The sequence below is a fragment of the Luteibacter flocculans genome (genome assembly GCF_023612255.1).
In the GTDB taxonomy this organism is placed as follows: domain Bacteria; phylum Pseudomonadota; class Gammaproteobacteria; order Xanthomonadales; family Rhodanobacteraceae; genus Luteibacter; species Luteibacter flocculans.
Genome location: NZ_CP063231.1, coordinates 1,715,857 through 1,731,895, shown reverse-complemented (window position 1 = coordinate 1,731,895; position 16,039 = coordinate 1,715,857). Strand labels below are relative to the sequence as shown.

Sequence of the window (16,039 nt, the reverse complement as noted above, 5' to 3'; positions counted from 1 at the left end):
AATTCCAGGAGATTTCGACATGCGCAACACGAAACTGCTCGTCGCCATGCTCGCCGGCTGTATGACCCTGAGCGGTGCCGCTCTCGCCCAGGACGCGGCGAATTCCGCCGCGCCGACGCCGGCCTCCACCGCTGCCACGCCGACCCAGAGCGCTCATGAGTCGATGAACAAGAGCGGCTCCATGAGCCATGACTCGATGAAGTCAGGCGACTCGATGAAGTCCACCCACAAGAAGCACAAGAAGAGCAGCACCAGCGAGCCGGCCAAGTCGTCCACCGCTGGCGGCATGTAACCGCACACGCGTCACAACGAAAACCCGGCGCCTCACGGCGCCGGGTTTTTCTTTGGTTCTTCCCGCATGCCCGGGACGCGTCAGTCGACTTCCGGCAGCACACTGATTTCTTCGTCGTCGATCGTCACGACCTGCCCTGCGCGCACCTTGTAGGTCTTGCGCAGTTCGGTCACGCCATCCACTGCGACGCGACCGTCCGCCACCATGTGCTTACCCTCGCCGCCGCTGGACGCGATACCGACCAACTTCAGCAGGAGATTGAGTTCGACGTAGTCGCCCTGCAGGCGGAATTCATGGAACGACATGGCAATGACCTAGGACGACGGGGTCGCCATTAGAGCGCAATTCGGCTGCCGATGTTGAGCAGCAGGAACGCCTCGTCCGGCAACCCTGCATTCGCCAGCGCTCCCGTGAGCAGGCGCGGCGGTTCGTCGAGCTGGTCGTCGGCAAGCTCGAAGACGCCCCAATGGATCGCTATCGACTGGCGGCAAGCGACCTCCTGATGCAGGCGCACCGCCTCGGCAGGGTCTACGTGCTGCCCGCGCATGAACCAGCGCGGCGCATAAGCTCCAATGGGAATAGCCGCCAGGTCGATCGGCCCCGCACGGCGCCCGATCTCTGCCAGAGCGTCGGAATAGCCGGTGTCGCCCGCGAACCAGAAACGAAATCCCTCGCGCGCCATGACCCAGCCGCCCCAAAGCGAACGGTTGCGATCCCACAGCGACCGCGCGCTCCAGTGTCGTGCCGGCACGAAGGTGAATTCGGCCCCGCGCACCTCGGTGGTCGCCCACCAATCCAGTTCATGGACATGGGCGATCTTCCGCCGCTCGAACCACCGTTTGAGCCCCAGCGGCACGAGAAACACCACCTGCGGAAAGCGCCGCGCAATGGCGCGCACCGTGCGTTCGTCCAGATGGTCGTAGTGGTTGTGCGAAAGCAGCACCACATCGATCGGTGGCAGTCCGTCCACGTCCACGGGCACGCGTGTGCGGCGCGCCGGCCCGACAAACGACAACGGCGAGGCTCGGTGCCCCATCACGGGATCGGTCAATACGGTAAGCCCACCGTGTCGGACCAGCACGCTGGCATGGCCGAGCCACCACGCGGCATCGTCTTCACCGTCAAAGGTCGCCGTCTGCCACCAGCGCTGTGCGAAGGCGTCGTAACCCTCGGTGGGCGGACGAGGCAGGCCCTGTTCCTTGCGCTCCTTGCGCCAGCGCTGCAAGCCACCGGGTTCGCGGGTATCGGGCTCGAGGTTGCGGAAGCCTTCCGGCGTGTGGTGCGCCTTCGCGGCGTCGTAATGCGGATTCTTCCAGACCATGCGTAACCTTGGGTGACGGGACGCAGGAAGACCTGCGGCCCGCCAGCCCGCGGTTCAAGGCATCAGTCGACGTCGACCCGTCGGACCTGCGCCAGCCAGTCCTCGAGGTTGTAGTAACGGGTGATCCGCGTGATGCGTCCGTCGGATACCTCGAAGAACGCACCGCCGGGCAACACGTAGGTCTGCCCCTGGGCCAGTGGGCGACCTTCGTCGGTGGCCTTGTACACGCCATGCACCATGTACTCGGCGGCGGCGCGAGTGCCCGCCTCGTTGGCCATCACCACCACGTTCCGGAGCTCTTCGGCATAGCTGGCGGACGTGCGTTCGAGGTAGGCGGCAAAGCGGTCGCGACCGACCTGCCGCCCCTCCTGGTTGATGTCATGCACGACCTTCTCGTCGAGAAGCGCCAGCATGCCGTTCCAGTCGCCGCGGTTGAAAGCGTCGCAATAGCGGCGGATCAGGTCGATTGTGTCGTTCATCGGGTCGCTCAGTAGATGATGACGGAACGGATGGCCTTGCCCTCGTGCATAAGGTCGAAGGCACGGTTGATGTCTTCGAGGCCCATCGTATACGTGATCATCGGGTCGATCTTGATCTCGCCACCCATGTAGCGATCCACGTAGCCCGGCAACTGGCTGCGTCCCTTCACACCGCCAAAGGCCGAGCCGCGCCAGACGCGACCGGTCACGAGCTGGAACGGCCGCGTGCGGATCTCCTGCCCTGCGCCCGCCACGCCGATGATGACCGACTCGCCCCAGCCCTTGTGGCAGCACTCGAGCGCCGCGCGCATCACATCCACGTTGCCGATGCATTCGAACGAGTAATCCACACCACCGTCGGTGAGGTCGACGATGACCTGCTGGATCGGGGTGTCAGGGTAGTCGCGAGGGTTCACGCAATCGGTGGCACCCAGCATCCGCGCCATCTCGAACTTGGACGGGTTGGTGTCGACGACCACGATGCGCCCGGCCTTCGCCATCACGGCGCCCTGCACCACGGACAGGCCGATGCCGCCCATGCCGAACACGGCCACGGTCGCGCCCGGCTCCACCTTTGCCGTGTTGAGCACCGCACCGATGCCGGTGGTGATGCCACAGCCGAGCAGGCAAACCTTCTCGAGCGGAGCGTCCTTGTTGATCTTTGCCAGGGAGATCTCCGGCAGCACGGTGTATTCGCTGAAGGTGCTGGTGCCCATGTAATGCAGGATGGGCTTGCCGCCCAGCGAGAAGCGCGAGGTGCCGTCCGGCATCAGGCCCTGGCCCTGGGTGACGCGAATCTTCTGGCAAAGGTTGGTCTTCCCCGAGCGGCAGAACTTGCACTCGCCGCATTCGGGCGTATAGAGCGGGATCACGTGGTCGCCGGGCTTGAGCGAGGTGACACCTTCGCCCACTTCCTCGACGATGCCCCCACCCTCGTGACCGAGAATCACGGGGAACGCACCTTCCGGGTCATCGCCGGACAAGGTGTAGGCGTCGGTATGGCACACGCCCGTGGCCACGATGCGAACGAGCACTTCTCCCGCCTTCGGACCCTGGACGTCGATCTCTTCGATGGACAACGGCTTGCCTGCTTCCCAGGCGACGGCGGCGCGAGACTTCATGATTCGAGGGTTCCTCTTGGCGTGGCTTCCGGCGACGGATGCGCCGGGCGGACCCTGGATTCTAGCCCGCCTGACGGCCGTGGACGCCCCCTCGCCGGTCCGTTCAGGACCATACGCTGGCGGATGCAGCCTGTTTGAGTTAAACTAGGGTTAACGGATACGTGCCGTACGGCGAACGAAAGGCGACTGTAAGGGTCCGATAGAGGCTGTCGATGGCAGCGATTGCGAATTCCCTTGAACCTTTTGCTTACAAACGCTGTCGAACCTTTTGTTGCTTGGAAGCCCTTGTAATGCTGCGGGCAGCCCATAAGAAAGGGGCGTAGGAAACTCGTTAGTTCAGAAATTAGGCCCTTGGGGGGCGTGACGAAAGACTAACGAACCCATTGTTCACCAAACGAAACGGACCAATCGCCCGGCGCGACTTCTTCGGAAGGTATCGGGAGCGTAAGGTCCTCGCCACGCCAGAGACCGGCGGCGTCGGCGCCAGAGATTGATACATCCGGTCGATACGGACTGGGAGACATAACAAATGAACGAACTTCGTAACGAATACGGCATCTCGACCTTCGAATACTCCGCTGGCTACCGCCTCGCGGAAGCCAATGGCGGGTTCGACCTGTTTGGCGGCGAGATGGATGGCTACGACTGGCTGGGCGAAGTGGCCAGCCGACTGAGCGGCGACGCCGTCTAAGCCCTGCTCCACATGAAAGGCCCGCCTTCACGGCGGGCCTTCGTTCGTCAGGACGCCTTGCGTGTCCTCGTCCTTGCCGCTTTCTTCGCCGCGGCCTTTCTTCCTGACGCCCCTTTTGTGCGAGCAGCCTTCTTGGCGGCGCTCGATCGGCTCGACGCCGTGCGTTTCGACGCGGCCTTTCTGCCTTGAGCTGACAAAGCCCGCGTGGACGCTGCCGAGCGCCCTTCGCGCTTCAGCGCCTTCGTGGTTGCCCGGGACCTCGTCGACGACTTCGCTGCAGATGTCTTTCTCGCGCTGGCCTTTTTCGGCGTGGCTCGCTTGGTCGTGGCTCGCTTGGAAGTCGTGCGCTTCGTACTCGACTTCCGCGCAGCCGTCCGCTTCACGGTGGCCTTCTTCGCCGTCGTTTTTTTTGCCGACGATTTTCGGGCCGTCGCCCCGCCTGCTCGCTTGCGAGTGGCGGATTTCTTCGCCGCCGTGCCGGACGAACGCTTCTTCGACGCCGCGCGGCTGTCCTGCGCCGCCTTCTTCTTCGTTGCCTTGCTTGCTGTCTTCGAGGGTTTGGCCTTCACGCCCGCGCGTCGTGCCTTCGATAACCCGATGGCGATAGCCTGCTTTGCGGAGCGCGCGCCGTGCTTGCCCTCGCGTACGTGTTCGATCTCTTCATGCACGAATTCACCGGCCTGGGTCGAGGCCGACTTTCCTTCGCGCTTGTCTTTCTTCGCTCTAGCGACGGTTTTCTTCTCAGGCATGAGCGGGCTCCTCTGCGCAGTGGATCAGGGGACACGAATCGCCAAGGCTTCCGGCGTCTCCCTTGGTGGCTCGCCCTCACCGTCTGGCTGATCGGGATGCGACGGCGGGGCCTGCGGCTGTTCCTTCGAGGGCTCCGTGTCGGGCATCTCGGGCGTCGGACGTGCGGGTTGCTCTTCGGGGATGACCGGCGAATGGCCGGGCGACTCGGGTACGTGGGGGCTCTGCATGGTCAGCGAGAAACCTGATGTCGGTGGTCGATGAGACTGCGCGGCCATCTGTGATACGCGCGTCTTCCCTACGTCATCGGCCACGGACGAGCATGTGCCGTACGCATTGCAGTTCAGCTTGAGTGAGATGTCGTGAAACACCACGGACGTCTGCTTCACGCATGCATGAGCCCCGCAAGGCGTAAACAGGTGCCACTGCGATGACGCAGCCACCAGCGAGGAAACCATCATGGACAAGAACCGCACCGAAGGTATGAAGCACGAGGTCAAGGGCGCCGTGAAGGAAGCCGTGGGCAAGGTAACGGGCAACCACACGAAGGAAGCCGCCGGCAAGATCGAGAAGAACGCCGGTAAGATCCAGAACGAAGTAGGCAAGGCCGCTGACCAGGCCCGCGACGAGAATCGCAAGCACTGAGTGTTTACGAGCCTCCGATCCTCAGGATCGGAGGCTCGTCACTTTCTGTCTACCGTCAGGGGGTTGCCGTTGCCAGCGACTCTCGCCGGGCGAGAAACCAGGCGCGCAATCGACGATTCGTCGGTTCCGAAAAGCCACGCGCAACCCACGTCCCCACGATCCACGACAACAGCACCGCAGGCGGATACCAGACCCATGCCTGAGTCCCGTCCGTATCGGTCGCGCGCGCGATGCCCACCAGCGTGAACACCACGAACATGTGCGTCAGATAGATTTCGTAACTGGCCTTGCCCATGCGTTGCAGCCAGCCGAAACCACGCCACGTGCTTCCCTGCTCCGCCGAAGCAAGCACGAGGCACACTGCGGCGCCCACGAGCACGAGCATGTAGCCGTCGTGCAGCATCCGCCATAACCAACCGCCCGAGAACATCACCGCCGCCAGTGCGACGGTGCCGATCACGGCCAATAAGACGCGTTTTGCCAATGATCCCTCGCCCCATCGTGCACGCGCCATCGCCGCGAGCACCCCGGCGGCAATAGCGCTCATGCCAGGCAGGTACGCCTTCTCCTGCCAGATCTCGTTGTCGACGATGGCAGCACGTGTGAACGGCAAGGACAGCACCAGCAAGGCCAGAAGCGGCACGAACCAGCGTGTGCGCCCGAGCGTGAGGCACAGCAGCGGAAAGGCCAGATAGAACACCTCTTCCACCGACAACGACCAGAGCACGTCCCACCCACCTGGAAGCCAACCGGTGCGACCTTCGTAGACGTTGATCGTAAAGGTAAGCGCGGAGACCGTTGCACCCATCGGCGATTGCCGCGTGCTGTCGATGACGTAGTTCGGTACCGCAAACGCGTGGCACGTCAGCAGCAGCGTCAGAAGCGCCAGCAGGCAAGGCAGGATGCGCGCCGCACGACGCGCATAGAACCCCCGCCAATCGATGGCGCGTAGCGCGCCATCGCGTTCGAGGGTGTGGCGTGTAATCAGAAATCCCGAGATCACGAAGAAAACGAAGACCGCTTCGTAGCCGTTGTAGATCAGCCCCTTCAACAAGGGTATCGGCAAGATGTCCGCCGCGTCGGTCTTGTGCAGCGGCAAGCGCAGGCCAAGATGATGGACGACGACAAGCAGAATACTCAGCCCGCGCAGCAGATCGATGCCGGGGCTACGCGGGAAAGTCGGATCGGACATGGCGGGGCTTCCTTGAGGCCCCGGAAGCATATCGGGATTTCAGCGGCTCCAGCGATGCGGCCTGCGGGTCTGTCGCCTCGCGGCTATACCGCTTTGTTGGCTTCTCGCCGCTGTAGCGGCTCCCACAAGGTCTCTGCTACTTGATGTGGGATTGCGGTTATTCCCATCGCCAGCAGGCTCGCTCCCACCAAGCTTAGTCCCGCGCCGTTGGCGGCGGGACCTAGCCTGCTTTGGTGGGAGCCAGCCTGCTGGCGATCGGGGCGCGACGCTCAGGTGCAGCCGCGCACCAGGGCGATCAGGATCAGGACGGGAATGGGCACGCCCAGAATCCAGAGCAGCACGTAACCGATGCCGCCTCGCTGCTTGTTGCCCGGTTGCGGTGTGTTTTCTTCGTTCATGCGAAATCCCTCCTCGGTGGATGCATGATCGAGGGTGGGATCTGCTCCGTAGACCGTACGTGACAGCGACGCCACGATCGGATTCGCACGTCGGCATAACGGCCCGCACGCATTCCCTTGACCATCCGGCGCGAAAACTCCGGCCATGCATAGGGAATCGCCCATGAACCGTTCGCGCTATTACGCTCTGGTTGCCTTGATCGTCGCGCTGGTGGCGATCTTCGTCGTCGGCGCCATCCATCGCGGCGGCCCCGCAGGCGACGTACCCGACGATGGCGAGCGCGCGCCTTCGGCGCAGCCGGCCTCGCGCTAGGCTGGCTCGCTCTCCGGTACCGGATGGGCGGCGTCATGGACCGCCGCGGCGCGCTGCATGGCGACGAGGAAATCCGTGCCATAACGCATCACGAAGGGCGCCACCGTGCCCGGCATGAGGCCACCGGGCCACGGGGCTACTACCGGTTCCTTCATCGGGTCGGTCATGCAATGCCCCCACCGAAACGGGCGGAGCGAACGAAGAACATGCGAAGACGAAGCGTGAATCGACGTGCCATGGCCGTGAAGGCCCCCTGTGGTGTTCCCCCAAGAAGCCGTAACTAAAGCAAAAAACCGGCCACGTCAATGCCCCCGCTAGAGCTTCACCCTCACACCGACCGTGAAGAACCGTCCGACCACACCGTTCTGCGCATAGGTCGGGTTGTAGTTGAGTGCGGCATAGTTCAGCGGATCGAACGGCGCCTTCTTGTCGAACACGTTCATGATCGAGCCCGTGATCGCCACCCTGTCATTGAGGTCGTAGCGCCCCGTCAGATCGAAGTCGGTAAACGAGCCCATGCGACAACTGGCCGGCACATTCGCCCCCGTGTCCGTATTGGTCGAGAAACATCCCGTGGTGACATCGGGCGCCGTGAGCTTGAGTCCGCTGGTGTAGTACAGCGTGCCGGTGATCGTCGTCCTGCCGAACTGGATGCTGTTCGCCCAGGAACCGCGATAGCGCGGTGTGCCCGCCCCCGACGACAACCCATACGGGCCGTGCGTGCCCACAAACTGCAGCCGCGTGCCGTCCTCCAGCGTCAGCTGCCAGCCGATGATCTTGGTGAGATTGAGTTCGCTCGTGAAACGCATGCTCTCGCTGAAGTCATGGCCGGCCTTGAGGTTGAGGTCCACACCCTTGGTCTCCAGCGCGTTCTGGTTGACGTAGGGGGCTGCCACCACCAGCGGTCGCGGCAGCGCGTCCGGCGCCGCCGGATCGGGAACGTCCTGCACGATCGCCGATCCGGTCGGCAGCGGCTGCCCGGCGTAATAGGCGTCCAGCACGGCGCTGGCACTCTGCTGCGCGATCACACCGGTCTTCTTGATCCGGTAATAGTCGAGCGACGCGCTCAAGTCGGGCGTCGGCTGATAAAGCACGCCGAAGGTCCAACTCTTGGAACGCTCAGGTTTGATGTTCGGATTCGCCCGGGTGAGGAAACCCAGCCCATAAGGCTGCACGTAACCGCTGTTGCCATGCGCCGCCTGAAAATCTGCGGGCGGCGTATACGTCGCAAAGCCCTCGGCCTCGCTCGATCCGTTCTCCGCGAAACTCGGCGCACGAAAACCCTTTGAGAACGTACCGCGGAAGGCCAGCGTGTCGATGGGCTTCCATTTGATGCCGAGCTTCGGCGAGAAGTTGTTGCCGAAGTCGGAGTAGTGATCGAAGCGGCCGGACACGTCCACTTCCAGCGACTCCAGGAACGGCGCGTCCAGTTCCGCGTAGACGCCGGACACCGTGCGGTCTCCTTTCACGTGGGCAATGCCGAGGCCTTGTGCCGCGAGGTTCGGGTTGAGGTCCGGGTCGTCCTGCTCCTCGTGGCGCACGTCGATGCCGGCGGCCAGGCCAAGCGAGCCGCCCGCCAGGTCGAGCAGCGGCCGCGTCACGCGAAAGTCGAACGATTGCAGGTCGCTCGTGGACGTCTTCTTCAGGGGCGGTGAGAGCGCCGCAAGCAGGGCGCGAGAGTTCGCTCGCGGGTCGAGGAAGTTGTACGTGCCGTTCGTCACCGCATCGATGAGACGATCGTAGTTGAGGAAGCCCGACAGACGCGTGTCGAGCGACGAGTGATTGAACACCAGGGCCGTGTCGTAACCCCACTCGCCCCAATACCCGGTCATCCCACCGACGATGCGCAGGTTGTGGTTGTCGTTCTCGCCGTTGGCAAGCGCGCTGGGAAACGCGTAGTTGATGAGCGCCGCCTTGCCCTCGGCGGCAAACGGGTTGTTGGGATTGAGAGAGCCATCAGGCAGCGTTGCCGGCAAAGCGATCGAGTTGGTATTGCGCGGCGTGCCCGCCTGGATCTGTGCCGGTGGACCCGGGAAGGTGGTCTTTACCTCGTAGTAGCTCGCTGCGAGATATGCCTTGCTGCGATCGGAAAGCTGGAGGGTGAAGCGCCCATACAGTCCACGGCGGTCGGTAGTGGGCTGGATCGCGGTGTAGCGCGCGAAGTTCTGCGCGCAATAACTGCCGGGGTTCGCGGGATCGTCGCTCACCAACGTGCCCTGGGCGCCGCAGGGCACCAGCGGCTGAGATAGCGCACCGGGATCGGCGACGCCCGAGGTGACGTCACCCGGCCGCGACAACGTACCCGGCGTCACCGTGCCGTAGATCGATCCCGAGTTCTGCGACGGCTGCCCGCCGATGAGGTTGTTGCCTCCGCTACGTCGCGTGTCCGCCGTGTTGTACGGATAGCCGCGCTGGCGGTTGAGGATGTCGTCGTCACGCTGGTATTCGGCGCTGACGTAAGCGTTCCACCCATCCTTCTTGAGGTCGCCGCCACCGAACAGCACGGTCGCGCGCCGGGTGGTGCCACCGCCGTGCTGCGACGTACCGACATCCGCCGTGAACTCGGTGCCGCGAAAATCGGGCCGCAGAATGATGTTGACCACACCGGCAATGGCATCGGCACCGTACAGCGACGAAGCGCCATCCTTCAGCACCTCGATACGCTCGATAGCGTTTGACGGGATCGTGTTGAGATCGACGAAGGAGCGTTGCCCGTCGTCAGCCAGTGGATAGTTGGCCGCGCGCCGTCCGTCGATCAGCACCAGGGTCGAGTTCACGGTCAGGCCGCGCAGGGCCACGCCGGACGAGCCTGTGGCGAAGCCGGCGGTGAACGACGAAGGGATCGAACCGCTGTTGTCTGCCGATACCGCACGCACCACGTCGGAGACGGTGGTGAGGCCGCTCTTCTGGATCTGTTCGGCCGATATCGTCGTGACGGGTGATGGCGTCTCCACATCGATGCGTGGAAGGGCCGAGCCCGTCACCGTGATGGTCTGCAGGTCGGTGGTCTTTTCCTGGGGCGCTGGGGCAACGGGCGCATCCTGCGCGGACACACCGCTGGCCAGGGCAGCGGCGATGGGCAAAGCGAGGCCGTGGCGCCTCAGCGCCATGAGGGGTGACGTCTTCATTGTGAGTCTCCGAAGCCTTAGGGGAGTGGGGCTGGGACTTCGCGGTCGTCCGCAAACGAAAACGTTTCGTTCACAGGGCCGCAATGAAAACGTACGCCGGCTTAAGCAGGCGCACCATCGGCCATTCGGAATATCTTACGGGGCAGGAAAATGCACGGTAGGTGGCACGAGCTATGCTTCGTACCGTGACGCGCCGGACCTAGCGCGGCGCGCTCCGTGAGCTCGCCCTACACTTCCCCGGGGTCGAAGCCCTCACGCTCCTTCATCAGCCGGCGCGCGGCTTCGACGCCAAGCTGCATGCCTTCCGCGCAGGCGTCCTCTTCGTTCTCGTGCAACGTGGTGCAGAGCTTTTCCTGCACTTCTTCGCCGTCTTCGCTGATCACGTATTTACCGCGCCAGCGTCCTGGCTTGGCGACGTAGCAGGAACCTTCTACGTCGAAGTAACCGATCTTTCGATGCGTCATAGGTGGGATGGTCCTCCGTGTTCCTCCCCATGGTATGCATCGCGCATCAAGACCATGTGCAGCGCCAGGGATGTTCTACAGCAACCCGCTGACCGGCCGCTTGGCGTTGGATTCGAATTCGCGCCAGATGCCGTCGGCGCCCTCGACCGACACCAGTACCTGCACGCCTGGCTGCGTGCCTAACAGCTTCGATTGCTGCACCGCATAAGCGATGGCAGCGATGCGCGTCTCGAAATTTTCCGTGGGGACGCCGTTCACCTGCACATGCCAAAGGCCGGCTACGTCCGGATGAAAGGAGATGTCGTAGATCACCATGGCCATGGAAGACGGTGGATAACCTCGCAGGCATAGGGGCCGCCGACCCGGGAAGGGTCTCTCGCCGCATCGTGGGACGGTGAGATTATCTGCTCGGCGCTGCGCTGCCAATGCGAAGCGGTACAGGCCTTGTCTTCACAAAGACGTCACGCCATGCCACGGCGTATCTCTGCGGAAAAGTCGTCCGCTGGCCCGGTCGCCTTCGCTCGATCGGTGATCCGCCCCACGCGACGCCACTCGTCCACGCTGTGGCGCGGGTCCAGCGCGCCGTTGTCGGCAAGATACTCCGGCAGGTACCCCGTCAGTAGCAGGCGAAGATCGAAAGGCAGGCCGCCATCGATACGCTTCGCCATCCGATAGACGATGGTGGTGCAGTTCGACGTGACCGTGTTGTAGAACCGCGGCGAGCGAGCGAGGCCGTTCGCGGCATCAACATAGGACAGAAACAACGAACGCGTCGCCTCTGGAGTGATCCGCAACGGGAAGATGTAAGCATCCTCGCCACGCACGTTGGTCCGCACGCGGACGATGTCGCGCTCGTCCGCCGCCACCAGCACCAGTTCGAACTGGCGGAAGAAGCCGCCGATTTCCGAGAAGGCCTCACCGCGCTTGCGGCGGATCTCCACCGAGAAGACGAGATGTTCTCCATCGTCGAAACCGAACGAAAGCATGGCATGGGCGATGGCTTCGCCCGACCAGTAGGAAAGAATCGCGTCCGCGCCGACGAGTCGATCGAGATCGTATTCGCGGGTCTCCCAATGCGCGTCGTAATCGTCGTCGGTGCGCCACTGGAAATGGCGCACGTCGTGCATCAGCACGCGGGAGCCGGTCACCTCGGCCGAGGGCAAGCGCGCTACGTCATCGGCCCATGCACGGTCGTTGCGCGGCCTGAGCGACGCCCACCAGCCAAGCAAAACGACGTGGGCCGCGACGAACGCGAGCGGCGCCCACGAGGACCGCCAGCCTAGCCACGCGATCCATGCGACGAGGCAACCCAGCGACCATGCCCCGGCGACCATGAAACGGAGCGGCCGAGGGCCGGGAAAGCGGAACGCCAACGCGAGGGCGCCCCAGGCGCCCGAGACGAAAAGCAGGATCGCGGCGAGCATGCCGGCAGCGCCGCGCACCCACATGCGACGCCGCTTCATACGTGAACGCCCAGGGGCGAAGGAAAGGGATAGGAAGGCATGCTGCGAAGCGTCGCCTGTGGCCGGCCGGAACGCAAACGTTTCGACATCCTTTTGACGTTTGGACAACAGCGATTGCATGCCCGCAGGTCAACACTGATCGCCCATCCCCTGCCGGGCTGCGTCCGCCATGCGCATCGACGACACGCGTTACCCGGGCGACGAGTTCGGCGGCACCTATGGCCGCCGTGGCTCCTACGAAAGCGCGTTCAAGCGCTGTGCGTGGACTGGCGCGCTTCGCGAATCGCCGTTTCCAGTTGTGTGGCGCTATACGGTTTCAGGACCAGCGGCGCGCGATAGTGCGGAGGAATATCGACGAGCATGGAACCCGTCGCCAGTACATAGGGAATGCCCCGGCGCTTAAGCTCGTCGAGCGCCGGATACGCCATGACGCCTTGCAACTCGAGATCGACGACCGCCACGTCGCAGGGCTCCGCATGCGCGGCACGAATCGCGTCCTCCACGGAATCGACGCATGCGGTGACGCGGTAACCGAGTCGTTCGACCAGCAAATCGGCGAGGGCCGACGCAAGACCCGAATGGTCTTCGAACACGATTGCTCTGGGTGAGGCTGTCATACCCATGAAGGAGCCCCGCGATCAACGTGACAGAGTGGACAACCTACTACCCTTTGCATGCCGCGGCCATAGTGAAGTCGATAACTCCACGTTATATAGGACGAATCTTCCCGTCATAAAGCATCTCGCCGCCATGACAACCCTGCCAGGTTCGTTTCCGGCGAATTCACCACAGATCGTGCTTGCGCAAGGCCTCCACGAGCCGGCGCGACGCAAACGTCAGAAGCTTGCGGCGCGCATAGGTATGCCAGGCCAACCAGGTGAGCAGTTTGTCGTTCCACTTGTCCGTCGCAACGCGGTAAAGCGCATCCAGCCGCTTCTTGACCGGCGGCAAAAGGCTGGCTGGATCGAAGGCACCCTTCGGCCACAACGGCAGCGTGTCTTCCCGCTGCGCGGGATGGCAATCCGCCACCAGCGGAATGACGGGCGCATGCAGCACGCCGTCGCGCACGCGAAGGTAATGGGCCATGGCCGGATCGGCCGCCCACTCCGCGACGATGGGATTGTTGGCAGGCACCAGAAAATGCTCGGCGAGAAAGCGCTGCGCGTTGCGCCGACCGAGGAGAAAATCGTGGCGTCGGTAGGCTTCCGCGAAGAAACCGGAAAACCCACCCAGCGCCCCCGCCGCCAGGGCACGCCCACCGAGCCAGCGTTCGCTGCCATCGACGCAAGGCCGCGTCGGTGCAATGAGGAAGCGGCTGTAGACCGCATCGTCCATCGCCAGCGCAATTTCCCGTGGTTTGAAACGGGCCTGCTGCTTCCATGACGCAAACAAGGCCGATAGCGCTTCCACGACGTTGATCGATGCGGCGAACTCCGGCCCCAGATCGTCCGGTTCGGGGAACGGATCGACCATGAGCACGATGCGATTCACCTGATCGCCGCGACGCGGGTTGCGACCCAAGGTGCCTGCCAGCTCCGTGCGGGCGAGTTCGAACGGCTCGTTGTCCATGGCACCCCCGTCGACTCCGACGAAGCGATAGGTGGCGCCGTGGCCGTCCGATGCATCGCGCTGCGGCGCGATCGGTACGACGCGCGACACGCCGAGTTCGTCCGGCACAACCACGCTGCGCTGCATGTAATCGCTCCAGCGCCGCTCCACCTCGCGATAGCGCAGGCCGCCAGGAAATGCCGAAGACGCCAGCGCGGCATTCATGATCGCAGTCCATCCACCGTCGGGGAGCCGCTTGGGGTGCGCTACGTAGAGATCGTCGGGATATTGCCAGACGCGATCGTAAGCCCCCTGCCCCATGTCCACCGCAAAGCGCAGGTAATCCTCGTGCGCGATCATGCTGTGACCCGCTTCCACCTCGTCGCCCGCAAACGGCACCGCGTACGGCACGCCACGCAGATTCGTGACGGTGAACACGAGCTTGAGCGGATTGGCGATATAAGGACGGGCGCGAGGCGCCGCTTCGTAATGCAGCACGCGATCGCCAATCTCGTCGAGGCGGCGCGTATTGAGCAGAGACGCGATCGGCACGTTCTTGTCCGCCAGATCGTCCGTATCGAGAAACCCCTCGATGTCGACGCGCTTGACCCACACGTCGTAGAACGGATTGGCTGCCGCTTCCTCTTCCGTCTGCGCGGCATGCACATGCGGAAACGCATAAGGCAGCACCACGGCCGATATCACGCCATTGATGCTGCCAGCCGATGCGCCGGAGATGTCGCGCAGAAGCACGTCGTGCGTCGGCACCGGCAGCCCGCGCTCTTTCGCCGCGTACCAATGTTCCAGGGCTTCGTAGAAAAAATCGAGCACCCCTGCCGCATAGGCACCGCCGCTGACGGCACCCGCCAGCGCAAGGCCCAGCTCGAACGTGTACGCGCGCGGCGGCGGCGTAATTTCAGGATGCGCCAGCGGCAGGTCGGTATCAGGCATGCCCGCTCCCATCGACAGATGAGCGCATTATGGCCGCGCAGACATCCCCGAGACTTGAAGCCCGTCCACGTTTTCGCGAACGGGACCGATCAGCGTGCGAGCCACTGCGCAGCCAGGGCCAGCGCCGCCGGCAAGGCCTGCACGTAGAGGATGCGCCGGCTCGCGGTGAATCCGCCCCACAGCCCCGCCACCACGACGCAACCCAACCCGTAGAACACGAAAGCCGAGGCAAACGGCTCCGACAGCAGAAGCCCGAGCACCAGGGCCGCGACCAGGAAGGCGTTGTAAAGGCCCTGATTCGACGCAAGCGTGGTCGTCTCGCGCGCGAACTCGGGCGTGATACCGAACACCTTAGGACCGCGCGAGCGCCACAGCACCATTTCCAGCAGCACGATGTACAGGTGAATCAGGATCACCACGAGGGTGAGCACGGTGGCGACGATGGTCATACGAACTCCCGGGGCAAGGCTGGGGCGCAGGATAGCCGCTAATCGTTCCAGCCGTGACACATCGGCGGCACGTGCTATTCCTAGGGATAGCACGGATGGACGATTGAGAGTCCGCGCGTCATCGTACCTAATTCATGGATGCGCGAAGTCCTTGCCGCCCATGACATCTCCGTGGAAGCCCTCGGGCTTCTGCAGGCGCTGCTGCACCACGATTACGGCGAGGCGCAGTTCCGGGCGAACCACGTGGCCCGCCATGCGCTCCAGCACGAGCATCTCCACGTGGCCGATGCCGCCGAGAAGATCGAGTCCCTGCTCGCTGGCGGCCCACCGAATTCCATGGAACTCCGTATTGCCTTACGCTCGCTGGCAACGTCGGTCGACCGGATGCGCGCCGCAGCGCTGCGCCGCGCCGGTCGCCTGGCCTGACCCCCACCAGGAGCGCCCATGAGCAACCTAAGCAACGGCATCGATCCCAGCGTGCCGCCCAGCGGAACCGGCTGCGTCGAGTGCGAACAGACCGGCAGTTGGTGGTTCCACCTGCGTCGCTGCGCGCAGTGCGGCCACATCGGATGCTGCGACGACTCGCTCAACCAGCATGCATCGAAACACGCCGACGAGACCGGTCACCCGATCATCCAGAGCTTCGAGCCCGGCGAGGATTGGTTCTACGACTACCGCACCGAGGCCATGCTGGACGGTCCCGAACTGGCACCGCCCATAGTCATCCCATCAGCCAGCCCACCCCGGGGCCGGAAGGCCGCGTGCCGCCGAACTGGCAGCGCGTGCTGATCAGGGCCGGCAGGGGCGGCTGAGCCCGGCGCGTCGTGCGTGGTGCCG

The 16,039-nt window shown here is 63.9% G+C and carries 21 protein-coding genes; 6 read left to right on the top strand and 15 right to left on the bottom strand.

From position 1 onward, the window contains the following. Positions 1-19: 19 nt before the first annotated feature. Positions 20-292: a hypothetical protein gene (locus IM816_RS07270; RefSeq protein WP_250340365.1), complete on the top strand. Its 273-nt coding sequence runs from the start codon at positions 20-22 to the stop codon at positions 290-292. An 80-nt stretch (positions 293-372) separates the two neighbouring features. On the opposite strand, the gene IM816_RS07265 is transcribed toward IM816_RS07270, so the two are convergent. The 4 genes from IM816_RS07265 to IM816_RS07250 form a co-directional block, all read right to left on the bottom strand. After that, entirely contained in the window at positions 373-597 is a 225-nt protein-coding gene (locus IM816_RS07265; protein WP_072320669.1) for an RNA-binding S4 domain-containing protein, read from the bottom strand. A gap of 29 nt (positions 598-626) precedes the next feature. Continuing rightward, positions 627-1,613 (bottom strand): MBL fold metallo-hydrolase, encoded by a 987-nt coding sequence (locus IM816_RS07260; protein WP_250340364.1) that lies wholly within the window; start codon positions 1,611-1,613, stop codon positions 627-629. 62 nt (positions 1,614-1,675) lie between these two features. Then, complete coding sequence (locus tag IM816_RS07255; protein WP_250340363.1) at positions 1,676-2,092, bottom strand: ketosteroid isomerase-related protein; 417 nt, start codon at positions 2,090-2,092, stop codon at positions 1,676-1,678. A gap of 8 nt (positions 2,093-2,100) precedes the next feature. Beyond that, positions 2,101-3,213: an S-(hydroxymethyl)glutathione dehydrogenase/class III alcohol dehydrogenase gene (locus IM816_RS07250; protein WP_072320666.1), complete on the bottom strand. Its 1,113-nt coding sequence runs from the start codon at positions 3,211-3,213 to the stop codon at positions 2,101-2,103. Between the two features lie 529 nt (positions 3,214-3,742). On the opposite strand from IM816_RS07250, the gene IM816_RS07245 reads away from it, so the two are divergent. Next, the gene (locus IM816_RS07245) at positions 3,743-3,904 is read left to right on the top strand and encodes a hypothetical protein (protein WP_177257338.1); all 162 of its coding nucleotides are present in this window, start codon (positions 3,743-3,745) and stop codon (positions 3,902-3,904) included. Positions 3,905-3,951: 47 nt separating this feature from the next. Here the strand turns inward: IM816_RS07245 and IM816_RS18795 are convergent, their stop codons facing one another. Further along, on the bottom strand, positions 3,952-4,653 hold the full coding sequence (locus tag IM816_RS18795) for a DNA-binding protein (RefSeq protein WP_425602621.1): 702 nt from the start codon (positions 4,651-4,653) through the stop codon (positions 3,952-3,954). Positions 4,654-5,110: 457 nt separating this feature from the next. Between IM816_RS18795 and IM816_RS07235 the strand changes: the two genes are divergently transcribed. Then, a complete protein-coding gene (locus IM816_RS07235) occupies positions 5,111-5,296 on the top strand; it encodes a CsbD family protein (RefSeq protein ID WP_250340361.1) in 186 nt (61 codons plus the stop codon). A 55-nt stretch (positions 5,297-5,351) separates the two neighbouring features. On the opposite strand, the gene IM816_RS07230 is transcribed toward IM816_RS07235, so the two are convergent. Then, positions 5,352-6,488: an acyltransferase family protein gene (locus tag IM816_RS07230; RefSeq protein WP_250340360.1), complete on the bottom strand. Its 1,137-nt coding sequence runs from the start codon at positions 6,486-6,488 to the stop codon at positions 5,352-5,354. 269 nt (positions 6,489-6,757) lie between these two features. Then, entirely contained in the window at positions 6,758-6,886 is a 129-nt protein-coding gene (locus IM816_RS18705) for a hypothetical protein (protein ID WP_255369334.1), read from the bottom strand. A gap of 163 nt (positions 6,887-7,049) precedes the next feature. Between IM816_RS18705 and IM816_RS07225 the strand changes: the two genes are divergently transcribed. Continuing rightward, on the top strand, positions 7,050-7,199 hold the full coding sequence (locus IM816_RS07225; protein ID WP_177257336.1) for a hypothetical protein: 150 nt from the start codon (positions 7,050-7,052) through the stop codon (positions 7,197-7,199). Here the strand turns inward: IM816_RS07225 and IM816_RS07220 are convergent. From IM816_RS07220 to IM816_RS07185, 8 genes are all read right to left on the bottom strand, one after another. After that, positions 7,196-7,366 carry a hypothetical protein gene (locus IM816_RS07220; RefSeq protein WP_250340359.1) on the bottom strand — a complete coding sequence of 57 codons (171 nt, stop codon included), beginning with the start codon at positions 7,364-7,366 and terminating at the stop codon, positions 7,196-7,198. The genes IM816_RS07225 and IM816_RS07220 overlap by 4 nt on opposite strands. A 147-nt stretch (positions 7,367-7,513) precedes the next feature. Beyond that, positions 7,514-10,327, bottom strand: coding sequence for a TonB-dependent receptor plug domain-containing protein (locus IM816_RS07215; RefSeq protein ID WP_250340358.1), 2,814 nt, complete (start codon positions 10,325-10,327; stop codon positions 7,514-7,516). Positions 10,328-10,554: 227 nt separating this feature from the next. Further along, entirely contained in the window at positions 10,555-10,791 is a 237-nt protein-coding gene (locus IM816_RS07210; RefSeq protein ID WP_250340357.1) for a hypothetical protein, read from the bottom strand. Positions 10,792-10,866: 75 nt separating this feature from the next. Continuing rightward, entirely contained in the window at positions 10,867-11,112 is a 246-nt protein-coding gene (locus IM816_RS07205) for a DUF2188 domain-containing protein (protein ID WP_250340356.1), read from the bottom strand. Between the two features lie 140 nt (positions 11,113-11,252). Beyond that, positions 11,253-12,254: an Lnb N-terminal periplasmic domain-containing protein gene (locus IM816_RS07200; RefSeq protein WP_250340355.1), complete on the bottom strand. Its 1,002-nt coding sequence runs from the start codon at positions 12,252-12,254 to the stop codon at positions 11,253-11,255. Between the two features lie 248 nt (positions 12,255-12,502). After that, complete coding sequence (locus tag IM816_RS07195) at positions 12,503-12,847, bottom strand: response regulator (RefSeq protein ID WP_177257334.1); 345 nt, start codon at positions 12,845-12,847, stop codon at positions 12,503-12,505. Between the two features lie 190 nt (positions 12,848-13,037). Continuing rightward, the gene (locus IM816_RS07190) at positions 13,038-14,753 is read right to left on the bottom strand and encodes a patatin-like phospholipase family protein (protein WP_250340354.1); all 1,716 of its coding nucleotides are present in this window, start codon (positions 14,751-14,753) and stop codon (positions 13,038-13,040) included. An 89-nt stretch (positions 14,754-14,842) separates the two neighbouring features. After that, a complete protein-coding gene (locus tag IM816_RS07185; RefSeq protein WP_250340353.1) occupies positions 14,843-15,202 on the bottom strand; it encodes a DUF1304 domain-containing protein in 360 nt (119 codons plus the stop codon). 138 nt (positions 15,203-15,340) lie between these two features. On the opposite strand from IM816_RS07185, the gene IM816_RS07180 reads away from it, so the two are divergent. Further along, complete coding sequence (locus tag IM816_RS07180) at positions 15,341-15,628, top strand: hypothetical protein (protein ID WP_072320655.1); 288 nt, start codon at positions 15,341-15,343, stop codon at positions 15,626-15,628. A gap of 18 nt (positions 15,629-15,646) precedes the next feature. Beyond that, on the top strand, positions 15,647-15,991 hold the full coding sequence (locus IM816_RS07175) for a UBP-type zinc finger domain-containing protein (protein ID WP_250340352.1): 345 nt from the start codon (positions 15,647-15,649) through the stop codon (positions 15,989-15,991). The last annotated feature ends 48 nt before the right edge of the window (positions 15,992-16,039 follow it).

Coding starts and splice junctions, on each gene's coding strand:
- IM816_RS07270 (WP_250340365.1), top strand. CDS start 20: ATGCGCAACACGAAACTGCTCGTCGCCATGCTCGCCGGCTGTATGACC.
- IM816_RS07265 (WP_072320669.1), bottom strand. CDS start 597: ATGTCGTTCCATGAATTCCGCCTGCAGGGCGACTACGTCGAACTCAAT.
- IM816_RS07260 (WP_250340364.1), bottom strand. CDS start 1,613: ATGGTCTGGAAGAATCCGCATTACGACGCCGCGAAGGCGCACCACACG.
- IM816_RS07255 (WP_250340363.1), bottom strand. CDS start 2,092: ATGAACGACACAATCGACCTGATCCGCCGCTATTGCGACGCTTTCAAC.
- IM816_RS07250 (WP_072320666.1), bottom strand. CDS start 3,213: ATGAAGTCTCGCGCCGCCGTCGCCTGGGAAGCAGGCAAGCCGTTGTCC.
- IM816_RS07245 (WP_177257338.1), top strand. CDS start 3,743: ATGAACGAACTTCGTAACGAATACGGCATCTCGACCTTCGAATACTCC.
- IM816_RS18795 (WP_425602621.1), bottom strand. CDS start 4,653: ATGCCTGAGAAGAAAACCGTCGCTAGAGCGAAGAAAGACAAGCGCGAA.
- IM816_RS07235 (WP_250340361.1), top strand. CDS start 5,111: ATGGACAAGAACCGCACCGAAGGTATGAAGCACGAGGTCAAGGGCGCC.
- IM816_RS07230 (WP_250340360.1), bottom strand. CDS start 6,488: ATGTCCGATCCGACTTTCCCGCGTAGCCCCGGCATCGATCTGCTGCGC.
- IM816_RS18705 (WP_255369334.1), bottom strand. CDS start 6,886: ATGAACGAAGAAAACACACCGCAACCGGGCAACAAGCAGCGAGGCGGC.
- IM816_RS07225 (WP_177257336.1), top strand. CDS start 7,050: ATGAACCGTTCGCGCTATTACGCTCTGGTTGCCTTGATCGTCGCGCTG.
- IM816_RS07220 (WP_250340359.1), bottom strand. CDS start 7,366: ATGACCGACCCGATGAAGGAACCGGTAGTAGCCCCGTGGCCCGGTGGC.
- IM816_RS07215 (WP_250340358.1), bottom strand. CDS start 10,327: ATGAAGACGTCACCCCTCATGGCGCTGAGGCGCCACGGCCTCGCTTTG.
- IM816_RS07210 (WP_250340357.1), bottom strand. CDS start 10,791: ATGACGCATCGAAAGATCGGTTACTTCGACGTAGAAGGTTCCTGCTAC.
- IM816_RS07205 (WP_250340356.1), bottom strand. CDS start 11,112: ATGGCCATGGTGATCTACGACATCTCCTTTCATCCGGACGTAGCCGGC.
- IM816_RS07200 (WP_250340355.1), bottom strand. CDS start 12,254: ATGAAGCGGCGTCGCATGTGGGTGCGCGGCGCTGCCGGCATGCTCGCC.
- IM816_RS07190 (WP_250340354.1), bottom strand. CDS start 14,753: ATGCCTGATACCGACCTGCCGCTGGCGCATCCTGAAATTACGCCGCCG.
- IM816_RS07185 (WP_250340353.1), bottom strand. CDS start 15,202: ATGACCATCGTCGCCACCGTGCTCACCCTCGTGGTGATCCTGATTCAC.
- IM816_RS07180 (WP_072320655.1), top strand. CDS start 15,341: ATGCGCGAAGTCCTTGCCGCCCATGACATCTCCGTGGAAGCCCTCGGG.
- IM816_RS07175 (WP_250340352.1), top strand. CDS start 15,647: ATGAGCAACCTAAGCAACGGCATCGATCCCAGCGTGCCGCCCAGCGGA.